The 16,142-nt window shown below is 71.0% G+C and carries 14 protein-coding genes and 1 pseudogene; 5 read left to right on the top strand and 10 right to left on the bottom strand.

Annotated features, from left to right (window positions below):
* Positions 1-80 precede the first annotated feature (80 nt).
* Entirely contained in the window at positions 81-857 is a 777-nt protein-coding gene (locus tag RR1_RS11120) for an SDR family NAD(P)-dependent oxidoreductase (RefSeq protein WP_010840203.1), read from the top strand.
* Positions 858-888: 31 nt separating this feature from the next.
* Here RR1_RS11120 and RR1_RS11115 read toward each other — a convergent pair whose 3' ends face one another.
* The 6 genes and pseudogenes from RR1_RS11115 to RR1_RS11085 form a co-directional block, all read right to left on the bottom strand.
* On the bottom strand, positions 889-1,188 hold the full coding sequence (locus RR1_RS11115; protein WP_040775484.1) for a DUF1540 domain-containing protein: 300 nt from the start codon (positions 1,186-1,188) through the stop codon (positions 889-891).
* A 369-nt stretch (positions 1,189-1,557) separates the two neighbouring features.
* On the bottom strand, positions 1,558-3,297 hold the full coding sequence (cydC, locus tag RR1_RS11110; RefSeq protein WP_238559093.1) for a thiol reductant ABC exporter subunit CydC: 1,740 nt from the start codon (positions 3,295-3,297) through the stop codon (positions 1,558-1,560).
* A gap of 101 nt (positions 3,298-3,398) precedes the next feature.
* Positions 3,399-5,085: pseudogene (cydD, locus tag RR1_RS11105) on the bottom strand (thiol reductant ABC exporter subunit CydD); the annotation flags it as partial.
* Positions 5,086-5,111: 26 nt separating this feature from the next.
* Positions 5,112-6,149 carry a cytochrome d ubiquinol oxidase subunit II gene (gene cydB, locus RR1_RS11095; RefSeq protein WP_010840207.1) on the bottom strand — a complete coding sequence of 346 codons (1,038 nt, stop codon included), beginning with the start codon at positions 6,147-6,149 and terminating at the stop codon, positions 5,112-5,114.
* 39 nt (positions 6,150-6,188) lie between these two features.
* Positions 6,189-7,685, bottom strand: coding sequence for a cytochrome ubiquinol oxidase subunit I (locus tag RR1_RS11090; RefSeq protein ID WP_010840208.1), 1,497 nt, complete (start codon positions 7,683-7,685; stop codon positions 6,189-6,191).
* A gap of 179 nt (positions 7,686-7,864) precedes the next feature.
* The gene (locus RR1_RS11085) at positions 7,865-8,734 is read right to left on the bottom strand and encodes an aminodeoxychorismate lyase (protein ID WP_010840210.1); all 870 of its coding nucleotides are present in this window, start codon (positions 8,732-8,734) and stop codon (positions 7,865-7,867) included.
* A 105-nt stretch (positions 8,735-8,839) separates the two neighbouring features.
* Here RR1_RS11085 and ygfZ point away from each other — a divergent pair, with 105 nt between their 5' ends.
* From ygfZ to RR1_RS11065, 4 genes are all read left to right on the top strand, one after another.
* Positions 8,840-10,009 carry a CAF17-like 4Fe-4S cluster assembly/insertion protein YgfZ gene (ygfZ, locus tag RR1_RS11080; RefSeq protein WP_010840211.1) on the top strand — a complete coding sequence of 390 codons (1,170 nt, stop codon included), beginning with the start codon at positions 8,840-8,842 and terminating at the stop codon, positions 10,007-10,009.
* Entirely contained in the window at positions 10,006-10,680 is a 675-nt protein-coding gene (locus tag RR1_RS11075; RefSeq protein WP_010840212.1) for an MOSC domain-containing protein, read from the top strand. Before ygfZ ends, RR1_RS11075 begins: the two co-directional genes overlap by 4 nt.
* Positions 10,677-11,630 (top strand): asparaginase, encoded by a 954-nt coding sequence (locus RR1_RS11070; protein ID WP_010840213.1) that lies wholly within the window; start codon positions 10,677-10,679, stop codon positions 11,628-11,630. The genes RR1_RS11075 and RR1_RS11070 overlap by 4 nt, the downstream gene beginning before the upstream one ends.
* 191 nt (positions 11,631-11,821) lie before the next feature.
* Positions 11,822-11,992 (top strand): DUF3073 domain-containing protein, encoded by a 171-nt coding sequence (locus RR1_RS11065; RefSeq protein ID WP_010840214.1) that lies wholly within the window; start codon positions 11,822-11,824, stop codon positions 11,990-11,992.
* Positions 11,993-12,132: 140 nt separating this feature from the next.
* Here the strand turns inward: RR1_RS11065 and purM are convergent, their stop codons facing one another.
* From purM to RR1_RS11045, 4 genes are all read right to left on the bottom strand, one after another.
* Entirely contained in the window at positions 12,133-13,212 is a 1,080-nt protein-coding gene (gene purM, locus RR1_RS11060; protein WP_040775430.1) for a phosphoribosylformylglycinamidine cyclo-ligase, read from the bottom strand.
* A gap of 99 nt (positions 13,213-13,311) precedes the next feature.
* Positions 13,312-14,937 (bottom strand): amidophosphoribosyltransferase, encoded by a 1,626-nt coding sequence (gene purF / locus RR1_RS11055; protein ID WP_010840216.1) that lies wholly within the window; start codon positions 14,935-14,937, stop codon positions 13,312-13,314.
* A 124-nt stretch (positions 14,938-15,061) separates the two neighbouring features.
* A complete protein-coding gene (locus tag RR1_RS11050) occupies positions 15,062-15,445 on the bottom strand; it encodes a sterol carrier family protein (protein ID WP_010840217.1) in 384 nt (127 codons plus the stop codon).
* A 28-nt stretch (positions 15,446-15,473) separates the two neighbouring features.
* Positions 15,474-16,136, bottom strand: a complete 663-nt coding sequence (locus RR1_RS11045; RefSeq protein ID WP_040775487.1) for a CPBP family intramembrane glutamic endopeptidase — start codon at positions 16,134-16,136, stop codon at positions 15,474-15,476.
* Between the last annotated feature and the right edge of the window lie 6 nt (positions 16,137-16,142).

Raw genomic sequence — 16,142 nt, 5'->3', positions numbered from 1 at the left:
CCGCCGCGCTCGCGGCCCCCTACCGTCGTCCGGGAAGCCGGCGTCCGCCGGTTCGCCCCCGACGGAACGAGGATCAGCCGGTGCCCTTCGAAACGACACTTCCGGCCGGCGCGGCTCTCGTCTTCGGCGGCAGCGGCGGAATCGGCCGCGTCGTCGCGACGGAGTTCGCCGCCGCCGGCTCGGACGTCGCGGTGTGCTACCGTTCGCGACCCGAGATCGCCGAGAAGACCGCCACCGACCTGCGTGAACTCGGAGTGGCCGCGACGATCCACCGGGTCGACGTGCGCGACGCCGACGAACTCGCCGCCGCGGTCGACGGCGCGATCGCCGAACACTCCCGCATCCACACCCTCGTGTGGTGCGCCGGCCCCGTCGTCGAGCAGAACTCCCTCGCCGACACGAGCGCCGACGACTACCGCCGGTCGATCGAGATCGAGTCTCTCGGCATGTTCGGTGCGGTGCATGCGGTCCTGCCGCACATGCGTGAGCACGGCGGCGGATCGGTCGTCCACGTCGGATCCGCGGGCGACCGCCTGTTCCCGCCGCACGACGGCCTGTCCGTCCTGCCCAAGGCAGCGAACGAAGCGCTCGTGCGCGGTATCGCACGCGAGGAGGGCCGCCACGGGATCCGCGCGAACTCGGTTCTGGTCGGTGTGGTGGAGGCCGGCATGTTCCTCGCCCTGCGCGAGCGCGGCGTCCTCGACGAGAAGTGGGAGTCGGCCACGCGCGCGATGCTGCCGCTGCGCCGCTACGGCAAGGCCGAGGACATCGCCGCGGCGTGCGTCTTCCTCGCCTCCGACCGCGCGAACTACATCACGGGTGAGCAGTTGTCGGTCGCGGGCGGCTTCGGCGTCTGAGCCGTCCCGGGAGTCCGGGACGGCCCGGCCGTCAGCGGCGCTGGTAGGTCAGGCAGTGCGCGGTGTCGTCACCGCCACCGGCACCGACGCGGATGTCGCTCGCGGTGCATTCGAGGTCCTGGTTGTGGACGCAGTCGGCGCGCTGGCACGCTCCGACGAGCGACGTGACGCGGTCGAGGCCGCCCTTCGCGGACAGCGGGACGAACGTGCCGCACTCGGCGGTTCCGTTGTTCCCCGAAACGTTGATGGCGAAGGCATGGCAACCGTCGTGGTTGTACGAACAGTCGCTGACGGTGCATTCGCTGACGTGAGGCATTTCCATCGTGGTCATGAGGTCCTCCGACCGGTTCAGGGTGTCTACCTGTTTCTCACGGTAGGACTGCCCGGCCGCGGTGACCAGCAAGGAAAGGCTGCCCTGGCCCGGTGCGCGCGTCTCGTGCCCGAGACAGGGAACGGCCCCCGAGCCGTTCCCGCGACCGCCCGTGTCGGGGCGAGTGCGGGCCGATCGTGGACGGATCGGGCTCGGGGGCCGGGTGGCTGCCTGGAATTCGCCAGCCGCTCGCGCGGTCAGTGAATGCCGTCAGCGGTGGCGGCTAGCTGGCAGCCACCTCACGTGTCCAACAGTCGTTCATGTCTGGGACCACCTCCTTCCTCGTGTAATTCCCGAACGTACCCGCGACGCGCAGCGGCGGCAACGGATTTATTCGGCCGAGTGCGCGGCGACCGCCGGCCGCACCTCGATCACGCGGTCGGCGTCGGTGCCGGGCGGAAGCTGATGCGTCACGACGACGACCGCCCGCTCGGGTCCCACGAGCCCCGCGTCGCGCGCGAGCAGCCTGCGCAACACGTCCGCCCCGTCCGCGGCGTCGAGATGTTCCGTGGGCTCGTCGAGCAGCAGGATCGGCGCCCGCGAGAGCAGGGCGCGTGCGAGCAGCAACCGGCGGCGCTGCCCGCCCGAGACCGCGCGGGCGCCGGAGATCGTCGTGTCGAGCCCGTCGGGCAGCGCATCGACCCAGTCCGCGAGTCCGACGCGGCGCAGCACCTCCCGCGCCTCGTGCGTCGTCACGTCGCCGCGGACGACGCGCAGGTTCTCGAGCACGCTCGTGTCGAAGAGATGCGCGTCCTCCGCGAAGAACGCGACGGCGCGGCGCATGTCGTCGGGCACGATCGTCGCGACGTCGCGCCCGCCCGCCGTCAGGGTGCCCGCGACCGGCGGCAGCAGCCCCGCGAGCGTCATGAGTACCGTTGTCTTGCCCGCGCCACTGGGCCCGGTGAGCACGATGCGCGAGCCGGGAGCGACGTCGAGATCGAGCGGGTCCGTCGTGCGGGGTTCCGCGGTGCCTGCCGTCTCGCTGCCCGCCGGCCAGCCCGATCGGAGGCCTCGCGCCTCGAGCGTGCCGTGGCCGTCCCACGGCTCGTGCCCGACGGAGCGCGGCCGGTCGGCGTCGTCCAGCAGCGCGAGGATCCGCCGTGCGGACCCGCGGGCCCGACCGAGCGTGCGGGCGGCGTCGGGCAGCACAGCGGTCGCCTCGAAGGCCGAGAGCGGGAGCAGGACGAGGATGCCGAGCGCCATCGGGGACATGGCGCCCGAGCCGGTCGGCGAGAGGTCGGTGCCGTACAGCCCGAGCCCGACGAGCAGCGCCCCGATCACGCTCGCCCCGATCGCGAGCGGGGTCGCGGCGGCGGCGAGGGCGGACCATGTCGCCCCACGGTCGCGGTCACGCGTGGCCTGAGCCTGCGCCCGTCCTGCGAGTGCGACGGCATCGCCGAGCCGCCCCGCGACCCGCAGTTCGGCGGCGTGATCGAGCGCCGTGGTGGCGGCGTCGCTGTACGCGGCGCGTGAACGGACACCGGCGTCGTCGGCGACCTGCGCGGCCCGCGCCGACATCCACGGCGCGACGACTCCCGAGAGCACCAGTGCGACGGCGAGTATCAGGGCAACCACGGGCGAGATCAGCGCGATACCGCCGACGGCCAGGACCGCCATGACGGCCGCCACCGCGATCGGGATCACCGCGCGCACGACGACGTCACCGAGTTCGTCGACGTCCGCACCCGTCCGTGCGAGCAGATCGCCGCGCCGGATTCCCAGCGCCGCAGCGGGATCGCCGTCCGCGAGTCGGCGATAGAGATTCGCGCGCGCGGCCGTCGTTCCCCGCAGTGCGGTGTCGTGGGTACTGAGCCGTTCGAGATAGCGGAACAGGCCGCGCGAGATACCGAGCGCACGCACCGCAGTCACGGCCACGGTGAGGTCGAGGACGGGCGGCATCTCCCACGCCCGCATGATGAGCCACGCCGACAGTGCCGCGAGCGCGAGCGCACTGCCGAGCGTCGCGACCCCGGCGAGCACCGATCGCACGACGGCCCCGCGCTCGAGGTCGAGGAGGGCGAGCGCGCGGCGCAGCGGTGCGCGCTCGACCCGGGCCACCGCTGTGCTCACCACGACTCCCCCTGCGATTCCTGCCCGTTCGGGCCGTGTGGTTGCCCGTCGCCGTCGCTCTCGGCGCCGTCGCTCTCGGCGCCGTCGCTCTCGTCACCAGTCGAGCGGACCACGACGACGACGTCCGCGACCGCGACGAGACTCGGCCGGTGCGCGACGAGGACGATCGTGCGGCCCTGCGCCGCGCGCTCGCGTACCGCGTCGAGCACGACGCGCTCCGACTCGTCGTCGAGATGCGCGGTCGGTTCGTCCAGCAACAGAACCTGTTTCGGTGACGCCAGCACACGAGTGAGCGCGAGCCGCTGCCGCTGTCCGAGCGAGAGCCCGACGCCCTCGGAGCCGAGCATCGTGTCCCAGCCCTCGGGCAACTCCCGCAGCACGTCGTCGAAACCCGCTGCTGCCGCGGCGCTGTCGAGATCGTCGACAGGGCCCATCGCCTCGACGTTCTCCCGGACGGTGCCGGGGACGAGCGCGGGGCGCTGCGGCAGCCAGGCGACCTCGTGCCACCACGACTCCCGATCGAGGTCGGCGAGCGCGACGCCGCCGACCGTGACCGACCCGCGGTCCGGCTCGGTGAGCCCCAGGATCGCTTGCAGGACGGTCGACTTGCCCGATCCGTTCGCACCCGTGAAGACAGTGATGTGACCGGGCCGCAGGCGGGCACTCACGCCGTCGGGGGCGAAGCCGTGACGGGTCGCGATCGCGACGTCGGTCAGGACGATCGTCGCGCGCGGCGGAGCGGCGGTGGTCCCCGCGTCACGGACGCGGGGAGCGGCGCGGGCCTCGTCGATGATCCCGAACGCGCGGTTCGCGGCCGCGATCCCGTCCTCCGCGGCGTGGAATCGCTGACCGACCATGCGCAACGGCAGATACACCTCCGGGGCGAGGACGAGCGCGATGATCCCGGGAGTGAGGTCCATTCCCCCGTAGACGAGCCGGAGACCGATGCTCACGGCGACGAGCGCGACCGACAACGTCGCGAGGAGTTCGAGCACCATCGACGAGAGGAAAGCGATGCGCAACGCCGACATCGTCGTGGTGCGGTGGTGCTCGCCGAGTTCGCGAACCCGTTTGTCCGGCCCGCGCTCTCGGCCCAGCGCCCGGAGCGTCGGCAGGCCCGCGAGCAGATCCAGCATTCGCGACGAGAGCGTCGTCATCGCCGCGAGCGTGCGCACCGAACGGCCCTTCGTGAGCAGCCCGATGAGGATCATGAACACGGGGATCAGCGGCAGCGTCACGAGCACGATCCACGCCGACGTCGGATCGTGCACGAGGATGACGATCCAGGTCAGCGGCGTGAGCGTGCACGCGAGGACGAGCGAGGGCAGATAGCCCGTGAGATAGGGGCCGAGCGCGTCGAGTCCCCTGGTGAGGACGGTGGCGACGTCGTCGCGGCGAGGGTCGAGCGATCTCGGCGGCAGCGACGTCGCGGAGTCGAGCACCTCGGCCTTGATCTCCGCGACGGTGCGGTGCGCCGCGCGCTCGCCGAACCGTTCGCGCCCAGCTCGCGGCGACCCGGACCGCGACGGCGACGGCGAGTGCCGTGAGGTACGGCGCCCAGTGCGCCAGATCGACCTCGCGGTCGGTGATCGCCCCGCCGAGGACCGTCCCGATCACAACGGCGGTGACGATCACCATTGCCGTGTCGACGATCGACACCACGACGACGAGCGCGAGATAGCCACGCGCCGAACGTGACCAGCGCAGCAGGCGGGGATCGACGGGTCCGCGGCGCTCGCGCGGGCGCGGCGGCGGGGTGTCGTCCGATGGCGGCGTCGCGTCCCGCACGGGCACGTCGCGACGAGCCGAGGCCGTCACGAGTTCCGCATCTGCAGCCCGACGGAGGGCGGGATCTGCTCGGCCGAAATCCGCTGGCGAAACACCCAGTACGTCCAGCCCTGGTACAGCAGGACGATCGGGGTGATGAACACGGCGGCCCACGTCATGACGACGAGCGTGTAGTGGCTCGACGACGTGTTGTGGATCGTCAGGCTGTACTCCGGGTTCGTCGTCGACGGCATGACGTCGGGGAAGAGCGAACCGAAGAGCAGCACGCCCGCGGCGATGATCGCGACGGTCGTGAAGACGAACGCCCATCCCTCGCTGTCACGAATCGTGAACCACACCACCGAGATCAGCGAGACCGCCGCGACGACGACCGCCGCCCACGTCCATCCCGAGCCGTGCGCGAGCTGGGTCCACAGCGCGAACACCGCCGCCACCACGACGGTGGGGATCGCGAGCCGGCGCGACCACGCGAGGGCGTCGACCCGAACCTCGCCCGCCGTCTTGAGGCCGAGGAAGACAGCGCCGTGGAGCAGGAATATCAGCAGGAAGGTGAGCCCGCCCAGGAGCGCGTACGGGTTGAGCAGCCCCCACAGCGACGTCGTGACCTGCCGGTCGGCGTCGATCGCCACGCCCTGGACGATGTTCGCGAAGGCGACGCCCCACAGAATCGCCGGTGCCCACGAACCGATGGCGATACCGATGTCGGCGCGCTGCCGCCACGTGTCGTCGTCGATCTTGCCGCGCCACTCGATCGCGCAGATCCGCAGGATGAGCGCCACGAGGATCAGAAGCAGCGGGAAATAGAAACCCGAGAACAATGTGGCGTACCACTCGGGGAAGGCCGCGAACAGCGCACCGCCCGCGGTGATGAGCCAGACCTCGTTGCCGTCCCACACCGGGCCGATCGTGTTGAGCACGACGCGGCGCCGGGCCTCCCCGTCGGGCTTGCTCTTGCGGCCGAGGATCGGCAGCAGCATGCCCACACCGAAGTCGAATCCTTCGAGCACGAAGTACCCGAGGAACAGAAACGCGATGATGATGAACCACAGTTCCTGAAGTCCCACGACGACATCCTCTTCTTCGGTACGAGTGGTGACGGCCGGTCAGTACGCGAACGACAGCGTCTCGTGCTCTGCCGGACCCTCGTCGTCGCCCGGATCGGGTTTCGGACGGTCCGATTCCTGTGGCCCCGCAACGGCATAGCGTCTGATGAGGAAGAACCACACGACGAAGAGCGCGCCGTAGACGACGGTGAACGTGATGAGCGATATCCACACGGTCCACGCCGGATGACCGGACACACCCTGATCGACCGTCAGCCGGATCATGTCGACCCCGTTCGGCGCCGGGTGCACGACCCAGGGCTGGCGCCCCATCTCGGTGAAGATCCACCCCGCGATGTTGGCGAGGAAGGGGAACGGAATCGCGGCGATCGCGAGTTTCCCGAACCACGACTGCTCGGGCACTCTGCCCTTGCGTGTCACCCACAGACCTGCGAGGCCGAGCGCGAGCGAGCCCACCGCGAGACCGATCATCGCGCGGAACGACCAGTAGGTGACGAAGAGATTCGGGCGGTAGTCGCCGGGGCCGAACCGCTCCTCGTACTGGGCCTGGAGATCCTCGACGCCCTGCAGTTCGACGTCGGTGAATCGGCCCTCCGCGAGATACGGCAGCACGTACGGCACTTCGAGCAGATGGACGACGCTCTCGCAGTTGTTGTGCCGGCCGATGGTGAGGATCGAGAAGTCCGGATCGGTCTCGGTGTGGCACAACGATTCCGCGGACGCCATCTTCATCGGCTGCTGCTGGAACATGAGCTTGCCCTGGATGTCGCCTGTGACGACCAGGGCGATGCCCGAGACCAGCATGACGAGCAGCGCGAACCGCGTCGCGGGCCGGAACACCTGCCGCGCTTCGTTCTCGGAGAACTCGGCGTCCTCGGGCGCGGTGGTCGTCGCCTTCGCCTTGCGCATGTGGCGCACCATCCACCAGCCGCCGATACCGGCGACGAACGTTCCGGCGGTGAGGAATGCACCCGCGACGACGTGCGGGAAGGCGGCGAGTGCCGTGGGATTGGTGAGCAGCGTCCAGATGCTGTCCAGTTCGGCGCGGCCGTTCTCCTCGTTGTAGACGGCGCCGACGGGATGCTGCATGAAGGAGTTCGCGACGATGATGAAGTACGCGGACGCGTTGACACCGATCGCGGCGAGCCAGATCGTCGCCAGGTGAACGAGTTTCGGCAGCTTGCCCCAGCCGAAGATCCACAGGCCGATGAAGGTCGATTCGAGGAAGAACGCCACGAGCCCTTCGAGGGCGAGTGGTGCGCCGAAAATGTCGCCGACGAAGCGCGAGTACTCGGACCAGTTCATCCCGAACTGGAACTCCTGGACGATGCCGGTCGCGACGCCGAGCGCGAAGTTGATGAGGAAGAACTTGCCGAAGAACTTCGTGAGCCGATACCAGTGCTCTTTGCCCGTGACGACCCACATGGTCTGCATCACGGCGATCATCGGGGCGAGGCCGATGGTCAGGGGAACGAAGATGAAGTGGTAGACCGTGGTGATCCCGAACTGCCACCGCGCGACATCGAGTGCGTCCATTATCGGCTCCGACCGTGGCCCGTCGTCGTTGCAGGCATGGCCGAGTCGTGGGCTGGCGCATCGGCTGCCTGGGCACAAAGTTACTGCTGAGATTCCGGCTTCGTGGCCGAATCATCGACAGCCTTCTTCGTATTCAGGAAGACTAACGCCTCTACTACTTTCCGTAGTAGACCTGCGGACTATGACGTGCGCAACTGCTCGCCCTGCTCGATCGCGTCGTCGACGAGCGCGGAGAACGCCGCACCGTCGGCGACTTCGGGCAGAACCAGCCCGTCGAGGGTGTGCACGCGCGCCGCGAGGGTCACGCTCGACACGAGCCACACGCCGTCGGCGGTGATGAGATCGGCGGGCCGCATCGCCGCGTACTCGCACCGCACCCGGCGCCGGGCAGCGAGCGCGAACAGCGCCCGCTGCGTCGTCCCGGGCAGAATCCCCTGCGCGGGAGGAGGCGTCGTGAGCACGCCGTCTCGCGAGACGACCACGGTCGAGCGCGGCCCTTCGAGCACGAAGCCCTCGCTGCTGACGAAGACGACCTCGCGAGCACCCCGCTCCTCGGCGTAGCGCAGCGCCGCCATGTTGGTCGCATACGAGAGCGTCTTCGCCCCCAGCAGCTGCCACGGTGCGGCAGCCGCGAGATCGACCGAGAAGCCCCGTGTGAGCGTGATCGCCGTGACGCCCTCGGTCCGCGCCTCGTGCACCCGATCGGAGATGCCGGACACCGACACGAAGGCCGTGGGATCGCCGCCGCTCTCCGGGCCGCGGGTGCACACGAGCCGCATCGCACCCTCGGCGGTGTCGCCCCACTGCGTCGCCGCGACGTCGATGGCCGCGAGCCAGTCCTTCGCCGACGGGACGGCGAGATCGAGCATCGCCGCGGACTGCTGCATCCGCTCGAGGTGCGCGGCCGTCTGCATCGGCCGCCCGCCTCGCACCAGCAGCGTCTCGAAGACTCCGTCGCCGCGAACGACTCCCAGGTCGTCGGCGCGCAGCAAGGGCGCATCCGGATCGAGAACCTCGCCACGCAACGACACCAGCACGCGATCGCTCATGGCTTCAGCGTATCGGCTGCCCGTGCCCGCGACGGCCACTCCTGCGCGCGGCCGCCGGACCGGGAAGGAGGTCGTCCCTAGAATGGGGGCGTGGCGAATCATGATGTGGCCGACACCCCGCAGCCCGATCCGGAGACGACTCGCGTGCGCAGCCCACTCCTCGACGAGCCGGGCGCCGCGACGCCGTACGACGAATCGCCCGATGCCGGGGTTCCCTGGCACTTCGGCGACCCCTTCCGCGAGAGTCGCGCGGCCGAGCGCAGCGCCGTCGTCGTGGACCGGTCGCATCGCTTCGTCGCGACGATCACGGGTCCGGAGCGGCTCACGTGGCTGCACACGATCTCGAGCCAGCACATCGCGAATCTCCGCGACGGCGAGGGTGCCGAGGATCTCAGCCTCGACCTCAACGGCCGCATCGAGCATCACTTCGTCCTCACCGATCTGGACGGGACGCTGTGGCTCGACACCGAGGCCGAGCGCGGCCCGGCGCTGCTCGACTTCCTGAGCAAGATGGTCTTCTGGTCGAAGGTCGAGACGCGGGCCGCACCCGATCACGCCGTGCTGTCGCTGATCGGTCCGACGACGCCGCAGCTCCTCACCGAACTCGGCGCGACCGTCCCCGCCGCCCCGTACGCGGCGACGGCGCTGCCCGGAGGCCCCGAACTCTCCGACTCGGGCCTGCAGGGCGGCTTCGTGCGCCGCATGCCGTGGCCGGCCGAGCAGTCGTTCGATCTCGTGATCCCCCGCGCCGCTCTGGCGGCGACGTGGCGCGCACTGACCGCGGCCGGGGCGACGCCCGCCGGAAGCTGGACGTTCGAGGCGCTGCGCGTCGCGGCGCTGCGACCGCGCATCGGGGTCGACACCGACGAGCGCACGATCCCCCACGAGGTCGGGCTCATCGGCGGGCCCGGCGAGTTCGGCGCCGTGCATCTCGACAAGGGCTGCTATCGCGGCCAGGAGACCGTCGCGCGCGTCCACAACCTCGGCAAGCCGCCGCGCCGGCTCGTCCTGCTCCACATCGACGGCAGCGCCGACGCCCGTCCCGTACCGGGCGACGACGTCCTCGCGGGCGCGCGCTCGGTCGGCCGCGTCGGCACCGTGATCGACCATCACGACGACGGCCCGATCGCGCTCGCGCTCGTCAAGCGTGCCGTACCCGCCGACGCCGAACTCACCGCCGCCGGCGCCGCGGTCTCGATCGATCCCGAGTCGATCACCGACGACGACCGCGTCCAGGCCGGCCGCGCCGCGATCGATCGGCTGCGGGGCCGGTGACGGCACTCGGCCGTGTCGTCGCCGTGTGCGTCGTGCACACCGAGCGCGACAGCGGATCGCGGCGTGCCCCGCGCACCGCGATCGACAAGCGCCCCGTCGACGGCGACGTCCAGGTGGGGCTCCTGGGGCTCGCGGGCGATCACGTGTGCGACACCGAGTTCCACGGCGGTGAGCACAAGGCCGTCTACGCGTATCACGACGACGAGGCGCAGCGCTGGGCCGGCGAACTCGGCCGCGACGTCGCACCCGGCTGGTTCGGTGAGAACCTCCGCATCGCCGGGCCCGTGACGGCGACGGACGCGGTCGTCGGCGAGCGGTGGCGGATCGGCGAGCAGCTCGTTCTCGAGGTCACCGGTCCGCGTGTCCCGTGCGGGACGTTCGGGACGTGGACGGGCGAGCGCCGCTGGGTCAAGCGCTTCACCGAGCGCGCCGACACCGGCGCGTATCTGCGCGTCGTGACGGCGGGGCCGGTACGCGCCGGCGACGCGGTGCGCCGCATCCACGTTCCGGATCACGGCGTGACGGTGCGCGAGGTGTTCACCGGCGAGCAGCCGGACCGGCTCGAAGCCCTCCTCGCGGCGGTGCCGGACCTGTCGCCGAGCGCGACCGAGCGTATCGATCACCATCTGTCGCGTGCCGAACGCGCACGCGACGCGGAAGGACTCGCATGAGCGCCGATCTCGTCGAAGTCACGCGGTCGGGGACGCGGGAGTGCGTGCACCGCGGGTCGCTCGTCCTGCTCGATCCGGGTGGCGCGCGAACGGTGGCGCTGGGCTCGGTCGATGCGCCGATCTTCCCGCGGTCGACCAACAAGCCGTGGCAGGCGGTCGCGGCGCTGCGCAGCGGCTTCGTTCCCGGCTCGTCCGAGGAACTCGCGATCGCGGCGGCCTCGCACGCGGGCGAACCCGCGCACCTGCAGCACGTCCGCGCGATCCTCGCGCGTCACGGCATCGACGAAGCCGCGATCGCCGCTCCCCCGAGCCTGCCGGCGAACGAGCGCGAGCGGGCCCTCGCGATCGCGGCCGACGCTCCCCCGTCCCCCGCGTACATGGAGTGCTCGGGCAAGCACGCCGCGATGCTCGCCGCGTGCGCCGTCAACGACTGGCCGCTCGAGTCCTACCTCGACCCCGCGCACCCGATGCAGCTCGCGGTGATCGAGGCGCTCGCCGAGTTCGGCGGCGAGGACGAACCCGATCTCGGCATCGACGGCTGCGGGCTGCCGATCGTCCCGCTCACCCTGGCTCAGCTCGCGGCGTCCTTCGCGCGGCTCGTGTCGGCACCGATCGCGAGCCCCGAGGCGTCCGTCGCCGACGCGATGCGCCGCCATCCCTATCTCGTTTCGGGGACCGGTGCCGACGATCTGGCACTGATGTCCACGGTGGACGGTCTCGTGTGCAAGACGGGCGCCGACGGCGTCTTCGCGGGCGCGTTCGCCGACGGGACGGCCTTCGCGTTCAAGATCGACGACGGCGGCGAGCGAGCGCGGCTGCCGCTCGCGGCCGCGCTCGCCGAGCGCCACCTGGGATCGAGCGACGAGGATCTCGCCGCCCTCGCGTCGCGGCCCGTTCTCGGCGGCGGCGTCCGCGTCGGCACGGTGCGCGCCGTGCCGGGAATCCTCTGACGGCGATTCGCGCGCAGCGCGGCCCGCTCACCGGGAACGACACGACTGTGAGATGAAATCAACAAGCATGCGCGGGGTGGATGGAAGCGCGCGCGGATATTCCACGCTAGAGTGTGTGGCAGGAACTTACACATTCACACGGGGCCGCCAAATTCCCCAGGCTGCCCCGCGAAAGCGCGAGGGGGTCAGCCATGGGCCGCGGCCGGGCTAAGGCAAAGCAGACCAAGGTTGCACGCGAGCTGAAGTACAGCGTCCCGAACACGGACTTCGACAGCCTGCAGCGTGAGCTCTCGGGCAGCTCGGGTTCGCACCGTGACGACACCTACGATTCGCGAGACGACGAGGACGACTGGCGTCGCTGACGCCGTCACAGGTGCACCCGTCGACATCGGGGTGCACCACTCGTCACGAGTAGAACTCGGCACGAGCACGACGACGAAAGAGGAGGAGCCCCGGCCGGGGCTCCTCCTCTTTCTCGCGTTCGTGTGTCCGCGACCGCCGCTCAGAACCGCGGGTGATCGCCCACCAGCAGCGCGCGCTCGTCGTTCGCGTCGTGTGCCTTCTTGATCGTTCCGATGGTCCACGAGTCGACGTGGCGCGCGGTGAGCACCGCCATCGCGCGGTCGACGTCCTCGGGTGCGACGACGGCGACCATGCCGACGCCCATGTTGAAGGTCTTCTCCATCTCGGCGCGTTCGACGCGGCCACGCTGCGCGATCATCGCGAAGATCGGCGCGGGGCTCCACGTGCCGCGGTCGAGTTCGGCGTACAGCCCCTTGGGGACGACGCGCGCGAGGTTTCCGGCGAGGCCGCCACCCGTGACGTGGCTGAACGTCCGCACGTCGGTCTCGGCGGCGAGCGCGAGGCAGTCCTTCGCGTAGATCCGGGTGGGTTCGAGCAGTTCCTCGCCGAGGGTGCGGCCGAACTCGTCGACGTGTGCGCCGAGGTTCATGTGGTCGATCTCGAGGAGCACGCGGCGGGCGAGGGAGTAGCCGTTCGAGTGCAGGCCCGACGATCCCATCGCGATGACGACGTCGCCGGGACGGACGCGATCGGGTCCGAGGATGCGTTCGGCCTCGACGACACCGACACCGGTCGCCGAGAGGTCGTAGTCGCCGTCGGCCATGACGCCGGGATGCTCGGCGGTCTCGCCACCGAGGAGCGCGCAGCCCGCCTCGACGCAGCCCTGGGCGATGCCGCCGACGATCTGGGCGACGCGCTCGGGGACGACGCGGCCGACGGCGATGTAATCCTGCAGGAACAGCGGTTCGGCGCCGCACACGACGAGGTCGTCGACGACCATCGCGACGAGGTCGAGGCCGACGGTGTCGTGCTTGTCGAGGGCCTGTGCGACGGCGAGCTTGGTGCCGACGCCGTCGGTGGACGCCGCGAGCACGGGCTCGGTGTAGCCACCCTTGAGCGCGAACAGTCCCGCGAATCCGCCGAGGCCACCGAGGACCTCGGGGCGGCCCGCCTTCTTGGCCAGCGGCGCGAACAGCTCGACGGCGCGGTCGCCGGCCTCGATGTCCACACCCGCAGCCGCGTACGAAGCGCCGGCGCGGCCTGTCTGGTCGTCGGTCATGGGGTGTCGGCTCCAGCCTGTCGAGTCGTATCGGGCCTCCTCACGGTACCCGAGCGACGGTCGTCACAGACTGCCCGCTCCCGCGGAGACAGGCTCCGGTCAGGGGCGGCTGAGCGCGTCGACGTTGTCGTTCGTGTCGCCGAGCGGCGGCGTCGAGCCGAACATGTGCTCGAGCACGTTCTTGCCCATGTGGGTCTCGGCGGGCAGTTCGATCGGGTACTCGCCGTCGAAGCACGCGGCGCACAGCCGCGACGCGGGCTGCTCGGTGGCGCCGATCATGCCGTCGATGGAGATGTAGCCGAGCGAGTCCGCGCCGATCGAGCGGCGCACGCCCTCGATCATCTCGTCGAAGCTCGCGGCGGCGTCGGGCGTCGATCCGCCCGCGCCGTTCGCGATGAGTTCGGCGGGCGACGCGAAGTCGATGCCGTAGAAGCACGGCCACTTCACGGGCGGCGACGCGATGCGCACGTGGATCTCGAGGGCACCGGCCTCGCGGAGCATCCGGATGAGGGCGCGCTGGGTGTTGCCGCGGACGATCGAGTCGTCGACGACGACGAGCCGCTTGCCGCGGATCACCTCGCGCAGCGGATTGAGCTTGAGCCGGATGCCGAGCTGCCGGATGGTCTGCGACGGCTGAATGAAGGTGCGGCCCACGTACGCGTTCTTCATCAGGCCCTGACCGAACGGGATCCCCGAGCCCTGCGCGTACCCGACGGCGGCGGGCGTACCCGATTCGGGGACGGGGATCACGAGGTCCCCGTCGACGGGGTGTTCCTTCGCGAGGCGGCGGCCGATCTCGACGCGGGTGCCGTGCACCGAACGGCCCGAGATGACGCTGTCGGGCCGTGCGAGATAGACGTACTCGAACACGCAGCCCTTTGGCTCGGGTGCCGCGAACCGCGACGAGCGCACGCCGTCGGCGTCGATCGCGAGCAGCTCGCCCGGTTCGATGTCGCGGACGAACGCGGCGCCGACGATGTCGAGTGCCGCCGTCTCGCTCGCGACGACCCAGCCGCGGTGGAGCCGCCCGAGACACAGCGGCCGGACGCCGTGCGGGTCGCGTGCCGCGTAGAGCGTGTTCTCGTCCATGAAGGTGAGGCAGAACGCGCCGCGGAGGGTCGGCAGCAGATCCATCGCGGCCTGCTCGATGGTCCGGTCGGCGGCGCCGTGTGCGAGGAGCGCACCGACGATGTCGGAGTCGGACGTCGCGGCGGGCGCGGCGCCGTTGGTCACGCCTGAATCCCGCGCGCGCTGCGCGAGTTCGGCGGTGTTGACGAGGTTTCCGTTGTGACCGAGCGCGATACCCGTGCCCGCGGCGGTCGTGCGGAAGATCGGCTGCGCGTTCTCCCACGTCGTCGAGCCCGTCGTGGAGTAGCGGCAGTGCCCGACGGCGACGTGGCCGCGCATCGCGGCGAGGGTCTGCTCGTCGAAGACCTGGCTCACGAGACCGAGGTCCTTGAACACGAGGACCTGCGAGCCGTCGGCGACCGCGATGCCGGCGGCCTCCTGGCCGCGGTGCTGCAGCGCGTACAGGCCGTAGTAGCTGAGTTTCGCGACGTCCTCGCCCGGCGCCCACACACCGAAGACGCCGCACTCCTCGCGCGGTTCGTTCTCGGGGACGTCGTGACACTCGGACGCGGCGGACGGCGCACAGGCCGACCCGCACCCCGAATCCGGTGCGAGGAGGTTTCGGTTGTGGATGGATCCGGGTCCGGTCTCGGTCACCGAATAGCTCCCTCGCGATGGGTGGCGGTCGCGTGCGTCCCCGATTCTACGTGGACCGGACTGGCGCGGTTCCCCGAGGACGCGGCCGAGCGCGGCATGCGTGACCGGGGCCACTGCACGGCGGTCAGCTCGACGCGACGACGGGCAGCCAGTGGGCGACCTCGGCCGCGCGCGAACCGGACGCCGTGAGCCGTCCGGCCGCTTCGGCGGCGTCGAACGTCGTGATGCCCGTGGCGAGTTCGAGCCACGTCCGCGGATCCGTCTCGACGACGTTCGGGGGCGTCCCCCGCGTGTGCCGCGGTCCCTCGATGCACTGCACCGCGACGAACGGCGGCACCCGGACCTCGACGCTCGATCCCGGCGCGTCGTGTTCGAGGGTGCGTGCGGTCGACCGCACGGCGTCGGCGACGGCGGCACGGGGCGGTTCGTCGGCGTCGCCACGCAGCCAGTCGGCGACGGCGAGCACCGCGGCGCGGGTGTGGGCGGGGTCGACGGTCCTGCGAGGCACGGCTGCCGATCCTAGGCGCGCGGCGTCGTCACGCGGCGGCGCGGCCGGCCCACAGGGCGGCTCCGGCACCGCCGACGTTGACGGCGAGATGCAGCAGCGCCGGCGCCAGGACGCTGCCGGTCCGGCGGCGGAGCACGTCGAAGACGACGGCCGACGCACCGGTGAACGCGACCGTCCCGACGACCGACTCACCCGCGCGGTGCGCACCGCGTGCGTGCCAGAGCCCGAACGCCGCGGCGTGCAATGCGATCCCCGCGGCGGGCGGCAGTGCCCGCGACGACGCGTGCAGTGCGCCGCGGAACACGAGTTCCTCGACGAGAACGGTCCCGAGCGGGATGTGGACCAGCAGCCACTCGGCGACGTCGTTGCGGTCGGTGCGAGCGAGGCGACGCCGCAGCGGTGGGACGGAGAGCATCGTGGCGTACGCCGCGATCGGGACGGCGGCGACCGCGGCGCCCCGCGTCAGTCCGCTGCGGACCTGCTCGCGTGCGAGGCCGAGATCGGTGGCGCCGTGACCGCGCAGCCGCCACGCCGCGACGACCGCGCCCGCGGTCGCCGCGTTGATCGCGGTCCGTCCGCGCGGACCCGGACCGAGCGACGGGACGACGAGATTGTTCCAGCCGACCGCACCCGCCGCGAGAGCGAGCGCGGCCCGGAGGTCGAGCGGATGCCGTACTGCGGTGGGTGTCACTACTGC

Origin of the sequence: Rhodococcus rhodnii NBRC 100604 (genome assembly GCF_001894925.1) — a bacterium.
Lineage (GTDB): Bacteria > Actinomycetota > Actinomycetes > Mycobacteriales > Mycobacteriaceae > Rhodococcus_F > Rhodococcus_F rhodnii.
This window is presented reverse-complemented; position numbering and strand designations above follow the sequence as displayed.